17 protein-coding genes and 1 riboswitch are annotated in these 21,290 nt (G+C 36.3%); of the genes, 16 read left to right on the top strand and 1 reads right to left on the bottom strand.

The window, feature by feature from the left end:
* The first annotated feature begins 24 nt into the window (after nucleotides 1-24).
* The 11 genes from cysD (at nucleotide 25) to BLV35_RS09585 (ending at nucleotide 14,180) form a co-directional block, all read left to right on the top strand.
* A complete protein-coding gene (gene cysD / locus BLV35_RS09635) occupies nucleotides 25-924 on the top strand; it encodes a sulfate adenylyltransferase subunit CysD (protein WP_091089274.1) in 900 nt (299 codons plus the stop codon).
* The gene (locus BLV35_RS09630; protein WP_245712045.1) at nucleotides 869-1,657 is read left to right on the top strand and encodes a DUF2490 domain-containing protein; all 789 of its coding nucleotides are present in this window, start codon (nucleotides 869-871) and stop codon (nucleotides 1,655-1,657) included. The genes cysD and BLV35_RS09630 overlap by 56 nt, the downstream gene beginning before the upstream one ends.
* A gap of 116 nt (nucleotides 1,658-1,773) precedes the next feature.
* A complete protein-coding gene (locus BLV35_RS09625) occupies nucleotides 1,774-3,018 on the top strand; it encodes a sulfate adenylyltransferase subunit 1 (RefSeq protein WP_091088741.1) in 1,245 nt (414 codons plus the stop codon).
* Nucleotides 3,019-3,302: 284 nt separating this feature from the next.
* A complete protein-coding gene (locus tag BLV35_RS09620; RefSeq protein WP_091088737.1) occupies nucleotides 3,303-5,393 on the top strand; it encodes a HEPN domain-containing protein in 2,091 nt (696 codons plus the stop codon).
* Complete coding sequence (gene cobA, locus BLV35_RS09615) at nucleotides 5,386-6,180, top strand: uroporphyrinogen-III C-methyltransferase (protein ID WP_091088734.1); 795 nt, start codon at nucleotides 5,386-5,388, stop codon at nucleotides 6,178-6,180. Before BLV35_RS09620 ends, cobA begins: the two co-directional genes overlap by 8 nt.
* On the top strand, nucleotides 6,167-6,751 hold the full coding sequence (locus tag BLV35_RS09610) for a precorrin-2 dehydrogenase/sirohydrochlorin ferrochelatase family protein (RefSeq protein ID WP_091088731.1): 585 nt from the start codon (nucleotides 6,167-6,169) through the stop codon (nucleotides 6,749-6,751). Before cobA ends, BLV35_RS09610 begins: the two co-directional genes overlap by 14 nt.
* A 249-nt stretch (nucleotides 6,752-7,000) precedes the next feature.
* A complete protein-coding gene (locus tag BLV35_RS09605; RefSeq protein WP_091088727.1) occupies nucleotides 7,001-8,053 on the top strand; it encodes an NAD(P)/FAD-dependent oxidoreductase in 1,053 nt (350 codons plus the stop codon).
* Between the two features lie 93 nt (nucleotides 8,054-8,146).
* A riboswitch (SAM riboswitch) is annotated at nucleotides 8,147-8,267 on the top strand.
* 246 nt (nucleotides 8,268-8,513) lie between these two features.
* Complete coding sequence (locus BLV35_RS09600) at nucleotides 8,514-9,515, top strand: homocysteine S-methyltransferase family protein (RefSeq protein WP_091088724.1); 1,002 nt, start codon at nucleotides 8,514-8,516, stop codon at nucleotides 9,513-9,515.
* A gap of 349 nt (nucleotides 9,516-9,864) precedes the next feature.
* Nucleotides 9,865-12,546 carry a methionine synthase gene (metH, locus tag BLV35_RS09595; RefSeq protein ID WP_091088722.1) on the top strand — a complete coding sequence of 894 codons (2,682 nt, stop codon included), beginning with the start codon at nucleotides 9,865-9,867 and terminating at the stop codon, nucleotides 12,544-12,546.
* A gap of 106 nt (nucleotides 12,547-12,652) precedes the next feature.
* Nucleotides 12,653-13,609 (top strand): methylenetetrahydrofolate reductase [NAD(P)H], encoded by a 957-nt coding sequence (gene metF / locus BLV35_RS09590; protein ID WP_091088720.1) that lies wholly within the window; start codon nucleotides 12,653-12,655, stop codon nucleotides 13,607-13,609.
* Between the two features lie 118 nt (nucleotides 13,610-13,727).
* Nucleotides 13,728-14,180: a RodZ family helix-turn-helix domain-containing protein gene (locus tag BLV35_RS09585; protein WP_091088716.1), complete on the top strand. Its 453-nt coding sequence runs from the start codon at nucleotides 13,728-13,730 to the stop codon at nucleotides 14,178-14,180.
* A 110-nt stretch (nucleotides 14,181-14,290) separates the two neighbouring features.
* On the opposite strand, the gene gldA is transcribed toward BLV35_RS09585, so the two are convergent.
* Nucleotides 14,291-15,190, bottom strand: a complete 900-nt coding sequence (gene gldA / locus BLV35_RS09580) for a gliding motility-associated ABC transporter ATP-binding subunit GldA (protein WP_091088714.1) — start codon at nucleotides 15,188-15,190, stop codon at nucleotides 14,291-14,293.
* Between the two features lie 164 nt (nucleotides 15,191-15,354).
* Between gldA and tnpA the strand changes: the two genes are divergently transcribed.
* From tnpA to BLV35_RS09555, 5 genes are all read left to right on the top strand, one after another.
* On the top strand, nucleotides 15,355-15,816 hold the full coding sequence (gene tnpA / locus BLV35_RS09575; RefSeq protein ID WP_091088711.1) for an IS200/IS605 family transposase: 462 nt from the start codon (nucleotides 15,355-15,357) through the stop codon (nucleotides 15,814-15,816).
* 623 nt (nucleotides 15,817-16,439) lie between these two features.
* Nucleotides 16,440-17,693, top strand: a complete 1,254-nt coding sequence (locus tag BLV35_RS09570; RefSeq protein ID WP_091088707.1) for a dicarboxylate/amino acid:cation symporter — start codon at nucleotides 16,440-16,442, stop codon at nucleotides 17,691-17,693.
* A 392-nt stretch (nucleotides 17,694-18,085) separates the two neighbouring features.
* Entirely contained in the window at nucleotides 18,086-18,913 is an 828-nt protein-coding gene (locus BLV35_RS09565; protein ID WP_091088703.1) for a prephenate dehydratase, read from the top strand.
* A gap of 87 nt (nucleotides 18,914-19,000) precedes the next feature.
* Complete coding sequence (locus BLV35_RS09560) at nucleotides 19,001-20,146, top strand: pyridoxal phosphate-dependent aminotransferase (protein ID WP_091088699.1); 1,146 nt, start codon at nucleotides 19,001-19,003, stop codon at nucleotides 20,144-20,146.
* A 234-nt stretch (nucleotides 20,147-20,380) separates the two neighbouring features.
* Nucleotides 20,381-21,238, top strand: coding sequence for a prephenate dehydrogenase (locus BLV35_RS09555; RefSeq protein WP_091088694.1), 858 nt, complete (start codon nucleotides 20,381-20,383; stop codon nucleotides 21,236-21,238).
* Nucleotides 21,239-21,290 lie beyond the last annotated feature (52 nt).

Genomic DNA, 21,290 nt, shown 5'->3' with positions numbered 1-21,290 from the left:
TGGGGGGAGGATAAAACAAAAGATATGAGTACGATATTAAAAACAAACGCATTAGAAAGCGAAGCAATATACATTTTCAGAGAGGTGATCTCTCAATTTGATAAGCCAGTATTGCTTTTTTCTGGAGGAAAAGATTCAATAACTTTAGTTCGCTTAGCGCAAAAAGCATTCTTTCCAGCTAAAATTCCGTTTCCATTATTGCATGTTGATACAGGGCATAATTTTCCTGAAACAATCGAATTCAGAGACCGATTAGTTAAAGAATTAGGTTTAGAATTGATCGTTCGTAATGTGCAAGATGCCATTGACGAAGGAAAAGTAGTAGAAGAAACTGGGAAATATTCGAGTAGAAACAGTTTGCAAACAACTACTTTATTAGATGCAATCGACGAATTTAAGTTTGATGCTTGTATTGGTGGTGCGCGCCGTGATGAAGAAAAAGCGAGAGCAAAAGAACGTATTTTTTCTGTTCGTGATGACTTTGGTCAATGGGATGAGAAAAATCAACGTCCAGAGTTGTTTGATTTATTAAACGGTAAAATCGAAAACGGTCAAAACGTACGTGTTTTTCCTATTTCAAATTGGACTGAATTAGATGTATGGAGTTATATCGAACAAGAACAAATCGAGATTCCTTCCATTTATTTTTCTCATAAACGTAAAGTATTCTTGAGAGACGGAATGATTTGGTCACACTCACCTTTTGTTTACCAAGAAGAAAACGAAGAAATTCAAGAACGAATAGTTCGTTTTAGAACCGTTGGAGACATGAGTTGTACTGCCGCAGTTGATTCCTACGCAGCAACAATATCTGAAGTGGTAGGCGAAATTAGATTGTCAACTATATCTGAAAGAGGTGCCAGAATTGATGATAAACGCTCAGAGGCAGCGATGGAGAAAAGAAAACAACAAGGATACTTTTAGGATGAAGTTCCTGAAAATAGTTTTAGGTGTATTTCTTTTTAGTATTGGAGTAAAAGCGCAAACAGAGAAAAACGTTGACAAACAAAGTTTACTCTGGACGCGATATTACAATCAGCTGGAATTAAATAGTAAATGGTCTGTTCATACTGAGGTTGATAATAGGATTTTTACAAATCCAGTAACTCAAAATACTTTTGTAAGTCGGGTTCAGGTACGAGATAAAGTAACGGATAAGGTAGAGTTGGGAGCCGGTTTTGCTTATTTCTCGGTGGCAACACAAGATCCGGAAGTTAAAAATGGATTTCATATTCCAGAATACCGAATGCAGCAAGACGCAACAGTAAAACAAGTCTTAGGTAAAGTCAATCTTACACACCGTTATATGATTGAAGAGCGTTACATTCACAAGTCAACGACTACAGGATTAGTAGATGGAACGGCATTTTACTTGAGATTTAGATATCGACTTCAAGGAGATTACACTTTCTGGAAGAAGGAAAAGCAATATCTAAAAGGGATTTTGTATGATGAAATAATGATTAATGGCGGAAACAAAATTATCAAAAACACATTCGATCAAAATCGAGTTTATGCCGCCGTTCAAGTAGGAGTTAGTCCAGCAATTGCATTAGAGTTGGGATATTTAAATAGTTTTCAAGAAAGAGCAAATGGAGTTGATTATTTTAATAGAGATATAATTAGGTTTAGTTTCATTCATAAGGTTAAAATATAATTCAGGTTAAGGATTGATTCTCTTAGGAGGATAAAAAAAGATAAGATAATAAATTACCATTTCGATTCCCACTCCTTCGGAGGGGGTTGGGGGGAGGAAAAAATATAAGAATTCATATGGAAGTTTTAAAAATAGCAACAGCAGGAAGTGTAGATGATGGAAAAAGTACCTTAATCGGAAGATTATTATACGATACGCAATCTTTGACTACAGATAAATTAGAAGCAATTGAAAAAAGCAGCAAGCAAAAAGGGTATGATTATTTAGATTTCTCTTTAGCTACAGATGGTTTAGTTGCAGAGAGAGAACAAGGAATCACTATTGATGTGGCGCATATTTATTTTTCTACAGCTAAGAAAAGTTACATCATTGCAGATACTCCGGGACATGTTGAATACACACGTAACATGGTTACTGGAGCTTCGACTTCACAAGTTTCTATCATTTTGATTGACGCTCGTAAAGGTGTAATTGAGCAAACGTACCGTCACTTTTTTATCAATAATTTATTGCGTGTAAAAGAGGTAATTGTTGCGGTTAACAAAATGGATTTAGTTGATTATTCTGAAGAAGTGTATAATAAAATTAAAGCCGACTTTGAAGCGTTAAACGCCAAAAGCACTTTCAAAGAACAAAACGTGAGTTACATTCCATTGAGTGCTTTGACTGGTGATAATGTAGTAGAATCTTTAGGTGGAATGCCATGGTACGAAGGGCAAACGATTCTTGAACATTTGGAAGCTTTAGAGCCAGCAGATGTTTATGAAAAAGGAAAAGCACGTTTTCCAGTACAAACAGTTATCCGACCAAAAACAGAAGAGTACCACGATTTTAGAGGATATGCTGGTAAATTATACGGAAACAATATTAAGGTAGGAGATGCCGTAACAGTATTGCCTTCTTTAACAGAATCGAAAGTATCCAACATCCATTTTTTCGATAAGCAATTTGATGAAGCTTCAGTAGGTTCTTCGATTACTATCGAATTAGAAAATGATATTAATGTGACCAGAGGAGATATGATTGTAAAATCATCGGAATTGCCAAAAGTAGAAAAAGATATCAATACTACAGTTTGTTGGATGGACAGTAAAAAACTAGTTCCAGGCGCAAAATATTTTGTACAACACAACACCAACAGAGTTTTGGCTAAAATTGATAGCGTGAAAAATGTGATTGCAACTGATTTTTCAGGAACAACAGAAGCGTCTCAATTAGCAATTAATGAAATAGGTGAAGTAAACATCAAGTTAAGCAAAGCAATTTATTTTGATGCTTACAATGATAATAAATCAAATGGTGCTTTTATCTTAATCGATGCAGCAACAAATACAACAGCAGGAGTAGGGTTTATTAGGTAGGAATCCCCACCCCGGCCCTCCCCGAAGGGGAGGGAGAGATTGTCGATAAACTTTGTGGTTATAAAATTTATTGTTTAAATGTTAAAATGGCGATAATAATTTTTACCGAACAGGTAATTACGATTAAATAACAAGAATCAAGCTCCTCAATGGCTTTTGTCTTTTTGAAATTGAATAGTAAAGATGAATTGAAAATTCAGAACCAGAATATAACATAATAAAGCTCCTCAATGGCTCCCCCTCCTTCGGAGCGGGCCGGGGGGAGGATAATAGTAAAAATAGGTATGGAAAGTTTTAGAACCGAAATAGAAAACCCGATTGTCCAAAAAGAGATCATCGATTTAGAAAGAAAAATAGCATTATTCAAAGACGGTAAAATTGATGATGAGCGTTTTCGTTCGTTGCGTTTAGCACGTGGTGTTTACGGTCAGCGTCAAGAAGGCGTACAAATGATTCGTATCAAATTGCCTTATGGTAAAGTTACTAGCGAGCAATTGGTGCGTATTACTAAAGTTTCTGATGAATATTCTACGGGGCGTTTGCATATTACAACGCGTCAGGATATCCAGATTCACTATGTGAGTTTAGATAGAACTCCAGAACTTTGGGCACAATTAGCAATCGATGATATCACACTTCGTGAGGCTTGTGGGAATACAGTTAGAAATATTACTGCAAGTGAATTAGCGGGTGTAGATGTAGACGAACCTTTTGATGTGTCGCCATATGCACACGCTATGTTTCAGTTCTTCTTGAGAAATCCTATTTGTCAAGAAATGGGACGTAAATTCAAAATGTCATTTTCATCTTCAGATAAAGATACTGCCTTGAGTTACTTGCATGATTTAGGATTTATTCCAAAGATTGTAAATGGTGAGCGCGGTTTTAAAGTAATGCTAGGTGGAGGATTAGGTTCGCAGCCACATCACGCTGAGTTATTATCAGAATTTATTCCTGTAAACCAAATCATCCCAACTACAGAAGGTGTTTTAAGAGTTTTTGATCGCTATGGCGAAAGAGCCAAACGTTTAAAAGCACGTATGAAATTCTTAATTAAAGATATTGGTCGTGATGAATTTTTACGTTTAGTTGACGAAGAGAAAAAAGCATTATCCTATCAATCATACGAAATTGAGACTACTGCTTTTGACGGTGCAATTCCAGCTACTTTGTTAGAAGTACCTGCAGTAACTATTGAAGATACTGCTGCTTACGAAGCTTGGAAGAAATCTAATGTGATTGCTCAAAAACAAGCGGGTTATTATGCAATTGGTATCAAAGTACTTTTAGGAGATTTTTATACGGATAAAGCGAGAACTTTAGCTGCTTTAATCAAAAATTACGGAGCAAATGAATTGCGTTTTTCACTAAAGCAAAACATTGTTCTTCGAAATATAAAAGAAGAGAATTTACCTTTCTTCTACCAAGAGCTAAGCAAACTAGATTTTGTAACTCTAGGTTACGATACGATTGGCGATATTACCGCTTGTCCAGGAACAGATACTTGTAATCTTGGAATTGCGAGTAGTACTGGAATTGCCGAAGAATTAGAACGAGTTTTAAAATTAGAATTCCCACAATACAAAGAGAACCGTGAAATCACGATAAAAATCAGTGGTTGTATGAATGCTTGTGGACAACACAACATGTCGGCAATTGGTTTTCAAGGAATGTCCATTAACTCCGGTAAATTAGTAGCTCCAGCCTTGCAAGTATTGCTTGGAGGTGGAATTTTAGGAGATGGAAAAGGTCGTTTTTCTGATAAAGTTATTAAGATTCCAAGTCGTAGAGGACCAGATGCATTGCGTTATATCTTAAACGATTTTGAAGCGAATGCTAACGGAAAATCCTTCTTAGATTATTATGACGCTCAAGGTGAAAAGTACTTCTACGAATTCTTAAAACCTTTGGCTGATGTTACTAATCTAACTGACGAAGATTTCATCGACTGGGGAAATGCCGATAACTATGTAAAAGCAGTAGGAGTAGGAGAATGTGCTGGAGTTGTAATTGACTTAGTGGCTACTTTAATTTTGGAAGCAAAAGACAAATTAACTTTCGCTCAAGAAGCTTTCGAAGATAAAAATTGGGCTGATGCTATTTATTTGGCATATGCAGGTTTTGTAAATGGAGCTAAAGCATTGTTATTGGCTGAAAACCAAAAAACAAACCACCACGCGGGAATCATCAATTTGTTTGATACTGTTTTTGTTGAAACTAACAAAATCACTTTAGATAGTAACTTTAAAGATTTAGTATACCAAATTAATCAAAATGAACCATCTGAGGCTTTCGCCAAAAAATACATACAGGAAGCGATTGCTTTCTTTCAAAATATAGAAACCTACAGAGCAAAAGATTTAGCTAATGCATAAAACAGTAAAACCCATAGTAACTTTAGTAGGAGCAGGGCCTGGAGATCCAGATTTGCTAACAATAAAAGGAGCAAAAGCACTTGCCGAAGCCAATGTGGTTTTATACGATGCTTTGGCTAATGAGGAGTTGTTAAGCTATGCGCCTAAGAAAGCTTTGAAAATATTTGTTGGAAAAAGAAAAGGATGCCACGCGTACACACAAGACCAAATCAACCAACTAATTGTAGATAATGCCTTGACTTATGGTCATGTCGTTCGTCTTAAAGGTGGTGATCCTTTTATTTTTGGTAGAGGAAGTGAAGAAATAGAATTCGTAGAAAGCTTTGGAATTCCTACATTTGTAGTTCCTGGAATTTCTTCCTCGATTGCCGTACCTGCTTCTCAAGGAATTTCCTTGACAAAAAGGGGCGTTTCAGAGAGTTTTTGGGTAATAACAGGGACAACTTCTGCACGAAAACTATCAACAGATGTGGCTTTGGCGGCTCAATCATCAGCAACAGTTGTTGTTTTGATGGGAATGAGTAAGTTAGACCAGATTGTGTCGATTTTTCAAAGTGAATCTAAAGGAGAAACGCCTGTAGCGATTATTCAAAACGGAACCACTCCAGAAGAGAAGATAGGAATAGGAACAATAAATTCGATTCAGCAAGTAGTTGCCGACAAGAATTTAAGTTCTCCAGCCATTATCGTAATTGGAGAAGTAGTAGCTGATAGTAAGAAAAGCAGTGGGTTTTATAAAGAATTAAAATCCATTAGCAACAAACAACTAATATATGGAAAGGAATGAATTATACCCCGTATTTCTAAAACTCAACAATCTTAATGTATTGATTGTTGGAGGCGGAAATGTAGGTTTAGAAAAATTGACATTCATGCTGAAATCCAGTCCTAACGCTAATGTTGAGGTGGTTGCTCCACGTTTTTTACCAGAATTAGTTGAGTTGGTCAATAAGCATGATTCGGTAAAGTTGACCATGAAGAAATTCAAGAAAAAGATGCTCAAGAAAAGGCATATGATTATTGCTTGTACCGATGATCTTGAAGTCAATAAAAGGATTTATGATTTATGTAGAGAAAGATATTTAATTTGTAATATTGCCGATACGCCGCCACTTTGTGATTATTATTTAGGCGGAATCGTAACCAAAGGGAATGTGAAAATCGCCATATCAACAAATGGAAAATCACCAACAACGGCCAAAAGATTAAGAGAGTTTTTTGAAGAAGTAATTCCAGAAGACATCAATAAAATGGTCGAAAACCTAAATGAATATCGCAAAACCTTAAAAGGAGATTTTGAAGAGAAAGTTCAGAAAATGAATGAGATTACCCAAAGTTTGAAGAATAAAGAGAATTGAGGTTAGATTTAAGAATCAAGAGCCAAGAGGAAAGAGGAAAGAGCCAAGAATAAAGAGAATTGAGGTTAGAAGCAAGATTTAAGAATTAAGAGTAAAGTGTTCGGATGATATTTATCATTTATATTTGAAACATTCAGTCGTTCCTTTGCAAAAAGAATAATAAGTAAGAACTAGTATAACAAAAGAAACTCTACACAGTCTCCCCCTCCTTCGGAGGGGGGGTTGGGGGGAGGAATAAAATTATTGAACATGATTAAAACAGATATCCTTATAATAGGAGCCGGGCCAACTGGTTTATTTGCCGTTTTTGAAGCAGGATTATTAAAATTAAAATGCCATATATTAGATGCATTGCCACAAGTAGGGGGACAGCTTTCAGAGTTATATCCTAAAAAACCCATCTACGATATCCCAGGATTTCCAGAGGTTTTAGCTGGGGATTTAGTAGATAATTTAATGGAACAAATCAAGCAATTCGAACCAGGATTTACACTTGGAGAACGTGCTGAAACAATAGACAAACAAGAAGACGGAAGTTTCATTGTTACCTCTAATAAAGGGACGCGAATTCATGCTGCAGTTGTTGCTATTGCAGGAGGTTTGGGAAGTTTTGAGCCTAGAAAACCACTAATTGACGGGATCAATTTTTACGAAGACAAAGGGGTAAAGTATTTTATCAAAAATCCAGAAAAATTCAGAGATAAAAGAGTTGTTATTTCGGGCGGTGGAGATTCTGCTTTAGACTGGAGTATCTTCCTGTCAAATATCGCTTCCGAAGTAACTTTAATTCACAGAAGAAATGAATTTAGAGGAGCATTAGATTCTGTAGAAAAAGTACAAGAGCTAAAAGATGCAGGGAAAATCAGATTGATTACTCCGGCAGAGGTAGTAGGTTTAAACGGAGCAGAACATATTGAATCAGTCGATCTTGATGAAAATGGAGCACACCGTACTATTCCTTGTGATTACTTTATTCCACTTTTTGGTCTTACACCAAAATTAGGTCCAATAGGAAACTGGGGGTTAGAAATCGAAAAAAATGCCATCAAAGTAAATAATGCCTTAGATTATCAAACCAATATTCCGGGAATTTTCGCCATTGGAGATGTAAATACATACCCAGGAAAATTAAAGTTGATTCTTTGTGGTTTCCATGAAGCGACATTAATGTGTCAGGCAGCATACCAAATTATCAATCCAGGTAAACGTTATGTACTAAAATACACAACGGTTTCAGGAGTTGACGGATTTGATGGAACTCGTAAAGAAGCTCCAAAAGCAGTGGTTAAAGCCATTGTATAACAATTCGCATAAAAACCAATAAAAAAATATAGCGTTAATACTTGCAAGTGTTAGCGCTATATCTTTTCTTTGCAGTGTTCCTATATTTATTGATCGTTATCACGAAAGGCGGAGGGAAAGACCCGATGAAACCTTAGCAACCCTTTATCTTATAAAGAAGGTGCTACATTCTACTTTATGCTGAACTTATTTCAGTATCTAAGATAGATAACACAAGAATACTTCCATAGTATTTCTCAAACCTTTTCTTGACAACTTTTATATTATTTTTTTAGAGCGAATGATTGGTGTTTTTTTGCCATCATCCTTCCTGCTGTACGCTATATCTTTTATTCTGAACCCCAGAATAAAAGGATGCCGCTTCCATCAGGGCTAAAGAGAGACAATAGTGAACTTTTGTAATTAGTAATCAAAAGTAAAAATCCCAATTCCGATTGTGATTTACAAGAAATAAAAAGTTATGTCCAACATTCACGAAGCCATTAAAAAAAACATACTCATCCTCGATGGAGCTATGGGAACCATGTTGCAACGCTACAATTTCTCCGAAGAAGATTTTAGAGGAGAACGTTTCAAAGATTTTCCACATTCTCTAAAGGGAAACAACGATTTGTTGTCTATAACCCAACCAGAAGCCATTCGAGATGTTCACGCTAAATATTTTGAAGCGGGAGCAGATATTGTAGAAACCAATACTTTTTCAAGTACCACAATCGGTATGGCCGATTACCACCTTGAAGACATTGTTTATGAATTAAACTATGAATCGGCAAAAATTGCCCGTGAAGTAGCCGATGAATTCACCGCCAAAAATCCAGATAAACCTCGTTTTGTAGCCGGTTCAATTGGGCCAACAAATAGAACAGCGAGTATGTCACCAGACGTAAACGATCCAGGATACAGAGCCGTAACTTTTGATGATTTGCGCATAGCATACAAGCAACAAGTGGAAGCGTTGATAGACGGAGGAAGTGATTTATTATTGGTAGAAACTATTTTCGATACTTTAAATGCCAAAGCAGCACTTTTTGCCATCGAAGAAGTCAAAGACGAACGCAATATTGATATTCCAATCATGGTTTCAGGAACAATTACGGATGCATCTGGAAGAACACTTTCTGGACAAACGGTAGAAGCATTTTTAGTTTCGGTTTCGCATATTCCGTTATTGAGTGTAGGTTTCAATTGCGCCCTTGGTGCCGATTTATTGAAACCGTATTTACAAACTTTGTCACAAAATACTTCATTCAATGTATCAGCGCATCCTAATGCAGGATTGCCAAACGCTTTTGGAGAATACGACGAAACACCAGCAGAAATGCAAGCCCAAATAAAAACATATCTCGACGATAATTTAGTAAACATCATTGGTGGTTGTTGCGGGACAACCCCAGAACACATCAGGCTAATTGCTGACATTGCAAAGGATTATAAACCAAGAGTTTCTACGGCGGTGATGTAAGACGGAGTAGAACTATACTATTTTGTCATTCTGAGGAACGAAGAATCTAATCAAGTTGCTCTTGTAACGGAGATTCCTCCTTCGTCGGAAAGACAAAAGTGAGGAAATGGATTGTATTAAATGCTAGATGAGATTGTTTTGCTTCGTGCCTCGCAACTCTTCGCAATGACAGAGTACAACACTGCGTGAGGGATAGCAGTGAAAAGCCCACAGTGAAGTGTAGCGATAGCGAAACGTAGCGAGGACTTGTAACAAATAGCCCGACCCTTTTGGGTCACGCCCAAAGTAATAAGATAATAAAGCTGAACCTCCTTGGTTTTTAAACCTTGAAGGATTAAAAGTAAAAAAAATGGCAGAAAAAGAAACTAGAAGAAACCTTGTATTGGCGGGATTAGAGCCTTTGATCATTACGCCGGATAGCGTATTTGTGAATATTGGGGAACGTACCAACGTGACGGGTTCTAGAAAATTCCTTCGATTAATAAAGGAAGAAAAATACGAAGAAGCACTGAGTATTGCCAAGGAGCAAGTGGAAGGTGGTGCGCAAATCATCGATATTAATATGGATGAAGGGATGCTGGATGGTGAATATGCCATGACCAAATTCTTGAACTTAATTGCTGCCGAGCCTGATATTTCGCGTGTGCCCATTATGATTGATAGCTCAAAATGGGATATAATTGAAGCGGGATTGAAAGTCGTACAAGGAAAAAGTGTAGTGAATTCGATTTCGCTAAAAGAAGGCGAAGAAGCTTTTATTCACCATGCTAAATTGATTAAGCGTTACGGTGCTGCGGCAATTATTATGGCTTTTGACGAAACGGGTCAGGCTGATAATTACGGTCGTAGAGTAGAAATATGCCAACGTTCGTATGATATTTTAGTTGATAAAGTGGGTTTCCCACCTCAGGATATTATTTTCGATTTGAATATATTTCCGGTTGCAACGGGGATGGAAGAACACCGATTGAATGCTTTGGATTTCTTTAGGGGAACCAAATGGGTTCGTGAAAATTTACCGCATGCACACATTAGTGGTGGGGTAAGTAATGTGTCGTTTTCGTTTAGAGGGAATGATACGGTGAGGGAAGCGATGCACTCGGTTTTCTTGTATCATGCGATTCAAAACGGAATGACGATGGGGATTGTAAACCCAGAGATGTTGACGATTTATGATGATATTCCGAAAGATTTATTGGAGCATGTTGAAGACGTGATCTTAAACAGACGAGATGATGCTACGGAACGTTTACTAGATTTTGCCGAAAATGTAAAAGGAGATGTTAAGAGCAATGAAAAGGCAATTCAAGAATGGCGCTCAGGTACTGTTCAAGAAAGAATTACGCACTCACTGGTAAAAGGGGTGGATGCGTTTATAGAATTGGATGTTGAAGAGGCGCGACAAGCTGCAACCAAGCCTATTGAAGTGATCGAAATCAACTTGATGACGGGAATGAACGTGGTGGGAGATTTATTTGGTTCAGGGAAAATGTTTTTGCCGCAAGTGGTAAAATCGGCCCGTGTAATGAAAAAAGCGGTGGCTTATTTATTGCCGTATATCGAAGCGAGTAAACAAGCGGGAGACAAACAAGGGAACGGAAAAATATTGATGGCAACCGTAAAAGGAGATGTGCATGATATTGGTAAAAATATTGTTTCGGTGGTGTTGGCTTGTAATAATTACGAGATTGTAGATCTTGGTGTTATGGTCGCTCCCGAAAAAATTATTGCTGCTGCCATAGAACACGAAGTAGACATTATTGGACTTAGTGGTTTGATTACGCCTTCGCTAGACGAAATGGTATATTTGGCTAAAGAATTAGACAAACGCGGAATGAAAATTCCGGTGATGATTGGTGGAGCAACCACTTCGCGAGCACATACAGCTGTGAAAATTGCACCTCAATATAGAGAAACTGTAATTCATGTTAATGATGCTTCGAGAGCCGTAACGGTTGCTGGAAGTTTATTGAACAAGGATAAAAAAATATATGCAAGTGATATAAGAGCCGAATATGATGCGTTTAGAGAAACGTTTTTAAACCGTTCTCGTGACAAAAACTTCTTGACTATTGAACAAGCTCGAAAAAATAAATTGCAATTGGACTGGGACAATTTTACGCCTGTGAAGCCAAATATTATTGGCGAACAAGTTATCGAAGTAGAATTGGATGTATTGGTTCCTTATATTGACTGGACACCCTTTTTTAGAACATGGGAATTGTTTGGTAAATATCCAGCGATTTTGACGGATGAAATAGTGGGTGAGCAAGCAACTTCGGTTTTTGCGGATGCACAAGAGATGTTAGCCGTGATTTTGAAAGAAAAGAAACTGACTGCCAAAGGAATCTACGGAATCTTTCCTGCGAATCAAATCAATGATGATGATATTGAATTAACGGACGAAAACGGAAAACCATTACAAACGTTTTTGACTTTAAGGCAACAATCACAAAAAACTAAAGGAGCTCCAAATATTGCGCTGTCAGATTTTATCGCGCCAAAGGATTCTGGAAAAACAGATTACATGGGTGCTTTTTGTGTGACTACTGGTTTTGGAGTTGATGAATGGGCGGCTGAATTTGAAAGAGATTTAGACGATTATAATTCGATTATGGTAAAAGCATTAGCGGACCGTTTTGCAGAAGCTTTTGCGGAATACTTACATGAAAAAGTACGTAAAGAAGTCTGGGGTTACTCGGCTGATGAAGCATTGAGCACCGAAGATATGATTGCAGAAACCTATAAAGGAATTCGTCCTGCGCCAGGGTATCCTGCTTGTCCTGACCATTTAGAAAAACCTACAATCTGGAAATTACTAAATGTCGAAAAAGAAATAGGAGTAACCTTGACTGAGAGTATGGCAATGTGGCCAGCATCATCAGTTTCTGGATATTATTTTGGGAATCCGGAAAGTAAATATTTTGGACTCGGAAAAATAAAAGAGGACCAAGTAATAGATTACGCCAAGCGAAGAAGTATCTCAACGGAAAAAGCGACGAAATGGTTGAATCCAAATATAGCAGATTAATCCCCACCCAGCCTCCCCGAAGGGGAGGAGCCGATGTGGAAAAATAAAAATGTTTAATTAAATAACACCCAGTCTCCCCTCCTTCGGAGGGGTTGGGGGAGGAAAGATGAAAGTAACAGAACATATAGCAGCAGCAAAAGGGAAAACATTATTTTCTTTTGAAATTATACCACCTCAAAAAGGGAAGGGAATTCAAGAATTGTACGATAATATTGATCCGTTGATGGAGTTTAAACCCCCATTTATTGACGTAACTACTTCTCGTGAGGAGTTTATTTATGTGGATAAGGGAAACGGTTTATTAGATAAAAAGTTGACTAGAATGCGTCCAGGAACATTGGGGATTTGTGCTTCTATTAAACATAAATATACGGTTGACACAGTTCCTCACGTACTTTGTGGTGGTTTTACAAAAGAAGAAACAGAATATTTATTAGTAGATTGTCACTACCTAGGGATTAATAATGTGATGGCTTTGCGTGGTGATGCTATGAAAGATGAACAGTCTTTTGTTGCTAAAGATGGAGGTAATAACTTTGCAGTAGACTTAGTACAGCAAATCAAATTATTAAATGAAGGGAAATATTTGCATGATGTGATGCATGTAGATAACAAAGCTGATTTTTGCATAGGTGTCGCTGGTTATCCTGAGAAACATTTAGAATCGCCATCGTTGATTTCCGACTTAAAAAGGTTGAAAGAAAAAGTGGATGCAGGAGCTGATTACGTGGTAACACAGATGTTTTTTGACAATGCTAAATATTTTGAGTTTGTTGCCAAAGCACGTGAGATGGGAATTACAGTTCCTATTATCCCCGGGATTAAACCGCTAGCCGTACAAAGACACTTACAAATTTTGCCGCAAATTTTTCGTATCGATTTACCAGAAGATTTGATTGATGCCGTTGATAAATGCAAAACAAATGCTGACGTAAAACTAGTTGGAATCGAATGGGCAATTCAACAATCACTAGAACTTAAAGCGGCTGGAGTTCCTGTGTTGCATTATTATTCCATGGGAAAATCAGAGAATATTAGACAAATCGCCAGTAAGGTTTTTTAATTGAAGATGAATTGATTGCGTTGCCACGCAAGAGTTAAGTGGGTTGGATTTAATTTTATTTTGGTAGAAGATTTTTAAAGGCTTATATTTGGTTATAAACAAATATAAAAACGCTGATATGAAACCATATATTTACTTCCTCTTTATTTTTTTAATTACACTGACATCTTGTAAAGATGAAAGTATAAAACAGGTCGATAGTAGAGCAACGAATGTTGTGCCTTTTTATCAAAATGTTACACCGGTTACTGATCCGGCAGTTGCGCCAGCTGTGAGTCAACAGACAGCTTCAACAGCTACCTCAGGAATGAATCCACAACACGGTCAGGCAGGGCACCGTTGTGATATCGCGGTAGGCGCTCCATTAAATTCTCCGGTTGCAGCCGCATCAAATAGCACAACTGCACCACAAAATAATCAGCCTCAGAATGCTCCTGCGACTACTTATACAGTAAATAATGCAGCAGCTTCGACGCCAGTAACACCTACAGCTGAAGGAATGAATCCGCCACATGGACAAACAAATCACAGATGTGATATTGCAGTGGGTGCGCCTTTGGATAGTAAGTAGTTGTAACTTTGTATAACATAAATAATAAAGCTCGTAAAAGTCTCCCATTTCGGGACTTTAAACGAGCTTTTTCTGTTTTTAAATGTGTTGTAGGAACTTTGAACTAAATACTACTTCTTAGTGATTTCCCTAAACACCGCCTCCAGGTTTTTATTCTTTTGATTAAGCTGCAGAGTTTTTAAGCCATTTGCAGTAGCGAAATCAAACACCGCAGGACGCATGTCTTTATCTGCTAAGAAAGTCAATTCCCAAATCATATCATGCGTATTTTTATAGGAAGTAAGGTTTTCTATTTTGGCAATAGCCTGTTCCTCTATTTTATAATCAAATTCTACTTCGATTACTTGTTCCTTATCGGCAGAGATTAAATGATCTAATTTTTTATCAGCTACGATTTTTCCGTTATTTATGATGATGACACGGTCGCAAATCGCTTCCACTTCCTGCATGATATGCGTGGAAAGAAATACAGTTTTGTCTTTACCCGCATTTTTGATAACGTTACGTATTTCGATCAATTGATTTGGATCTAAACCAGTGGTTGGTTCGTCGAGAATCAAAACATCTGGATTGTGTAGTAAAGCGTTGGCAAGTCCTACACGTTGGCGATATCCTTTAGACAGTTCTCCTATTTTTTTATGACTTTCGGTAGTTAGGCCAGTCATTTGTAATACTTCTTCGACACGAGGTTTGGCAACTTTATAGATATCGGCATTAAATGCTAAATATTCTCGCACATACAAATCCAAATACAACGGATTGTGTTCCGGCAAATAACCGATAGAAAGTTGTACCGCTTTTTCAGATGAGGTTACATCGTGACCATTCACTAAAGCAGTGCCTTCATCGGCAGCGATATAAGTAGTCAGTATTTTCATTAAAGTAGATTTTCCTGCTCCATTCGGACCCAAGAAACCAACTATTTCTCCTTTTTTAACAGAAAAGGATATGTTGTCTAATGCCTTTTGGGCACCATAACTTTTAGAGATATTATTTACTTCTATAGACATGACTATGTATTTGTTGCAAAAGTAAACAGAAAAAGGATTGATTTGTTGTTTTTTGAATACATTTGATAATGAATTTACTGTTGTTTTTTGTCCCATTAGGGACTATCTATTGGTAGAATAATTTTTAATCATGGCAATTTTGTCCCGTAGGGACTTAACAAATTATGGCAAATACATATACCCAAATACATATTCATTTTGTTTTTGCAGTAAAATACAGAAAGGGAATTATCGAATCACAATGGAAAGATTCCTTGTATAAATACATAACTGGAATTATACAAAACAATAATCACAAGCTTTTAAGTATAAATGGCATGCCTGATCATATTCATATTTTGGTTGGACTTAGACCATCGCAATCTATTTCGGATTTAATGAAAGATGTTAAGCAAGGTTCTTCTTTATGGATTAATGAAAATAAACTTGCGAAATGTCATTTTGAATGGCAAGAGGGGTTTGGAGCATTTTCGTACAGTAAATCTCAATTGCTAAATGTCATAGGCTATATTAAAAATCAAGAACAGCACCATAAAATTAAATCTTTTAGAGAAGAGTATTTTGATATTCTTGAGAAATTTGAAGTAGAATATAATGAGAAATTTGTTTTTAAAGAATTGGTGTAAATTGGTATAGTCCCTAACGGGACAAAAAAGAGGGAATTGATTTTGTTTCTACCGATAGAAAGTTCCTAACGGAACAATTAAAGGTTGAAAATTATTGATGATTTAGAGTTTTGTTAAATGTCCCTTTAGGGACTATCTATTGGTAAGACTAATGGAACAATTTAAGGTTGAAAATTATTGATGATAAATAGTTCTGTTTACTGTCCTGTTAGAGACTATCTATTGGTAAAAACAATGGAACAATATAAGGTTGAGAATCATCGATTATTTAGAGTTTTGTTTAGTGTCCTGTTAGGGTCTTTCTATTGGTAGAACTAATAGAACAATTTAAGATTGAAAATTATTGATGATTTAGAGTTTTGTTTACTGTCCCGTTAGGGACTATCTATTGGTAGAATAATTTTTAATTATGGCAATTTTGTCCCGTAGGGACTTAACAAATTATGGCAAAAACATGTTCTTATTGGTAATATATTTTATTTCTACTGGACGAAAGTTCTAAAGTATTAAGGTTAGTATTTGAAATAAATATTTATATCGTGATTACAAGAAAAAGATAATAAACAATATCATTTTCCCAATTAGATTGATATATTTATAAAAATTTAAAAATTGTATAGGATATGAGCAAAGTAACTAGTGATTCGGGTAGTTTATTTAAAACTTATAGTAGTATCATATGGCTCCTTTGCGGGATTACAGCAGGGAGTATACTGGGCTTGGTTTTTGGTAAAGATGTAGAAATTATAAAGCCATTAGGAGATATATTTTTGAATTTATTGTTTACCGCAATTATTCCGTTGATTTTCTTTACGATTGCGTCCTCCATCGCGAGTCTTGAGAAATCAGAAAAACTAGGGAAGTTATTTGTAATTGTCATTGGGGTGTTTTTAAGCACTGTAGTTATTTCTGCAATATTGATGATGATTGGGGTACTACTTTTTCCGATTCATCAGGATATTATTATTTCTAAAATTCCATTAGAAAGTATGCAGAGTGCGAGCGGAGGTTCTCAAATTACGCAATTGCTCACCGCCAATGATTTTTACGAATTACTTTCTCGAAAAAGCATGTTGGCATTAATTATTTTTTCGTTCTTAATAGGATTTGCCAGTTTGCGTTCTGGAGAAAAAGGAGCCAGCTTTAGAAGTTTTCTAAGTTCAGGAGATGAGGTGATGAAACAATTGCTGCATCTGATAATGAAAACGGCTCCAATAGGACTGGGTGCATACTTCGCTTATCAAGTTGGTATTTTTGGGCCACAATTATTTGGCGCGTATGCAAAGCCATTGGGTCTTTATTATGCAGTTTGTGCTTTTTACTTTGTAGTTTTCTTTAGTCTTTACGCGTTTATTGCAGGAGGTACAAATGGATTGAAAGTGTTTTGGAGTAATAATATTACGCCTGCTTTAACCGCTTTAGGAACTTGCAGTAGTATTGCTACAATTCCAGCCAACCTGGAAGCGACAGAAAAAATGCACATACCAACACATATTAGGAACATCGCAGTTCCACTGGGAGCTCCTTTACACAAAGACGGTTCAAGTATGTCATCAATTATAAAGATTGCCGTGATTTTTGCTATGTTCGGAAAAGATTTTACCGATCCACATAATTTGCTAATTGCATTAGGGATTACAATAATTGTTTCAGTAGTGGAGGGTGGAATTCCAAATGGCGGATACATAGGCGAAATTCTTGCTATTACTATTTATGGTTTTCCAATGGAGCAGGCTTTACCGGCAGCCATGATTGTAGGAACATTAGTAGATCCGATGGCGACGCTATTGAATGCTAATGGCGACGTAGTTTCGGCGATGTTAATCACCCGAATTTCGGAAGGAAAAAAATGGCTTTCGAATACATTAACTACATAATCTGTTTTTGAATATTTTATTCAAACAAAAGCAGCTGTTTTTGTTACGGAACGTGTTTGTACGCAGTTGCTTAAAAATTATTTTACACTAGGTTTATTGACTATTGTGTAATTTAAAAGTAGTTTTAGAGAGAATTCCTTTTTTGTTTGGTAAAATCTGTATTTTTTTTTGGTGGGCTCGAAATAATTTATACATTCGCATAGAATTAATACACACACAACACAAAGCATACCATGTTAAACAACCGATTTTATTTTAGCAATACTTATTATTTCTTCTGGAAAGAGGGTAGGGATTGTCGTATGGTTATTTAATTAGAAAATTAAATTGATAATTATAAATATACAATCCCGATGAAAATCGGGATTTTTTTTTGCTTAAAAGTTTGTTATATGAATGCTAAAATTGCAATACAGGGTATAAAAGGTTCTTTTCATCATCAGGTGGCACAGGAATATTACGAGAATAATGTAGTAGTAGACGAGTGTTTGTCTTTTGAAGAATTAGTAGATAGCTTGCTGTCAGGCAGATCAGAACAGGCGGTTATGGCAATAGAAAATTCAATTGCGGGACCTATTATTCCAAATTACGCATTAATAGATAAATATAATTTACATATAATAGGAGAACATTATCTTAGGATTCATCAAAATTTGATGGCACTTAAAGGGCAAAAAATAGAAGATATTGTGGAGGTGCATTCACATCCAATGGCTTTGTTACAATGCATGGATTTTCTTAAAAAGTATCCAAACATAAAATTAGTTGAGGATAAAGATACTGCCGAAACTGCCCGCAGAATTCAGGAAAAACAATTGAAAGGGATAGCTGCAATTGCTAGTGTAGCTGCTTCTGAAATGTATGATTTGGAAATTTTAGCTCCAGAAATTCAGACGATAAAAAACAACATGACCCGTTTTGTAATTATTAAAAAAGAAAATTCATTTCTGGCTGAAGAAGATATTAATAGAGCTTCTTTGAAATTTGAATTGGATCATAAACGAGGTAGTCTGGCAGCAGTGCTAAACGTGATGAGTGATTGCAAGATGAATTTAACAAAGATTCAATCCTTGCCAAAAATTGAAACGCCTTGGAAATATTCTTTTTTTGTGGATGTTACATTCGAAAAATATACTGACTATGCAAAAGCAAAATCACTATTAGAAATTATGGCAGAATACTTTAAAGTGTTAGGGGAGTATAAAAATACGAAACCATAAATTCTTAAGGAATAAAAGGTAAACGATAAGAAAAAGATAAAGTTCCCATTTTCCAGAAATGGCTTGGGAAAAGAAAATACAAATAACATGATTCAAGCAGCGAAACGTTTAGACATAATTGAAGAATACTATTTCTCTTCTAAATTGAGAGAAGTACGACAATTAGCTTCAGAAGGAAAACCGATTATTAATATGGGAATTGGAAGTCCGGATTTACATCCGTCACAATCTGTTATTGATGCTGTAAAGTTGGCGATGGACGATGAAAACGCACATCAATACCAGAGTTATCAGGGATTGCCAGAATTGCGAAAAAGCATGGCTGATTTCTATGTGAATAATTATAATGTGGCTTTGAATCCGAATACTGAAATTTTGCCTTTGATGGGTTCTAAAGAGGGAATCATGCACATTTCACTTGCTTTTTTAAATGAAGGAGACGAAGTTTTGATTCCGAATCCGGGATATCCAACGTACACTTCAGTAACAAATTTAGTAGGAGCGGTTCCTGTTTATTATGATTTAAAAGAGAATACGAATTGGGAACCTGATTTTGAAGCTTTAGAAAAATTAGATTTATCGAAAGTAAAAATCATGTGGATCGGTTATCCTCATATGCCAACAGGAGCAAGAGGAAGTCTAGGTTTGTTTGAAAAGTTAGTGGCTTTCGCCAAAAAACATGAAATATTGTTGATTAATGACAATCCGTATAGTTTTGTTTTGAATGACAAACCGATGAGTTTGTTGCAAGTGGAAGGAGCTAAAGAGGTGGCGTTAGAACTCAACTCTTTGAGTAAAACCTTTAACATGGCAGGTTGGAGAGTTGGAATGGTTTTAGGAAATGCAGAAGCGATTGATGCAATACTGAAAGTGAAAAGCAATATGGACAGCGGTATGTTTTTCGGAATTCAAAAAGGAGCGATTGCTGCGTTGAATAGCGATAAGTCTTGGTTTGACTCGATGAATGTAATCTATAAGAAACGCCGTATTTTGACAGAGCAGTTAGCCGAAAAGTTAGGTTGTAAAGTATACAAAGAGGGAGTTGGCTTATTTGTTTGGGCTAAATTACCGGAAGGAATAGCATCGGCAGAAAAGTTTATTGATCAGATTTTACAGGAAAAATATATTTTTATTACACCGGGAACTATTTTTGGAAGCAATGGAGAAGGATATATTCGATTTGCATTATGTGTGAAAGAAGAAAAAGTACAGGAAGCAATTGATAGATTTTGATCCTCCCCCCAGCCCCCTCCGAAGGAGGGGGAGACGATGTGGATGTGCTTGTGAAATATTGGGATTTATCGTGTCTGAATTATCGTGGTAAATGAGAAAGGTGTGATTAGAAAAGTTGCCCTAGCCCTGATAGTAGTGGAAATCCTTTAATGCTGGGGTTCGGCATTAAAGATTGAAACGGATAGCAGGAAATAGCTCCTGAATAAAATCAGGATAAATGATTAAAAATATAAAATGAAAATTTACATAATAGGAATAGGATTAATAGGCGGTTCAATGGCATTAGACATCAAGATGTTATACCCAGATGCTACCGTTTACGGAATTGATAGTAATGAAAAACATTTACAGGAAGCACTAGTTTTGGGAGTTGTAGACGCAGCGGCTTCAATGGATAATCTGTCAGATGCAGATTTTGTAATTCTATCGGTTCCGGTAGATGTTGCATTGACTGTGCTGCCAAAAGTTTTGGATGTAATTGGAGATAATAGCATTGTTTTTGAAGTAGGTTCGACAAAAGCGCCTATTTGTAATGCGGTAGCAAATCATCCTAAAAGGAGAAATTTCATCGCGACACATCCTATTGCAGGAACTGAGTTTTCAGGACCATCGGCAGCAATAAAAGGATTATTTGAAGGAAAAACCAATATCATCTGTGAAGTAGAGCGTACTGCTTTTAAATTACAGGAAAAGGCATTGGAACTTTTTAAAGCAATCGGGATGAGAATACGTTATATGGATCCAAAAGCGCACGACAAACATATTGCTTATGTCTCTCATTTGTCTCATATAAGTGCTTTTATGTTAGGTAAAACGGTAATAAATAAAGAGAAGCACGAACAGGATATATTTGACATGGCAGGTTCAGGTTTTGAAAGTACCGTTCGTCTGGCCAAAAGTTCACCAGCGATGTGGACGCCTATTTTTAAACAAAATAAGGTACAGGTAATAGAGACTTTAGAGGAGTATATTTCAAATCTTACTCAATTCAAAGATTTGTTGATAAAGGAAGATTATAATGCCATTTTTGAAGAAATGGAAAGCGTGAATAGAATAAAAGAAATTTTGAATGGTATGAATGTAAAAAAGTAATTCCTATTCAAATTAAAGTTAAGAACAAAAGAACAACACATTAAAAAAAATA

Origin of the sequence: Flavobacterium gillisiae, assembly GCF_900107635.1 — a bacterium.
In the GTDB taxonomy this organism is placed as follows: Bacteria; Bacteroidota; Bacteroidia; order Flavobacteriales; family Flavobacteriaceae; genus Flavobacterium; species Flavobacterium gillisiae.
This window is presented reverse-complemented; position numbering and strand designations above follow the sequence as displayed.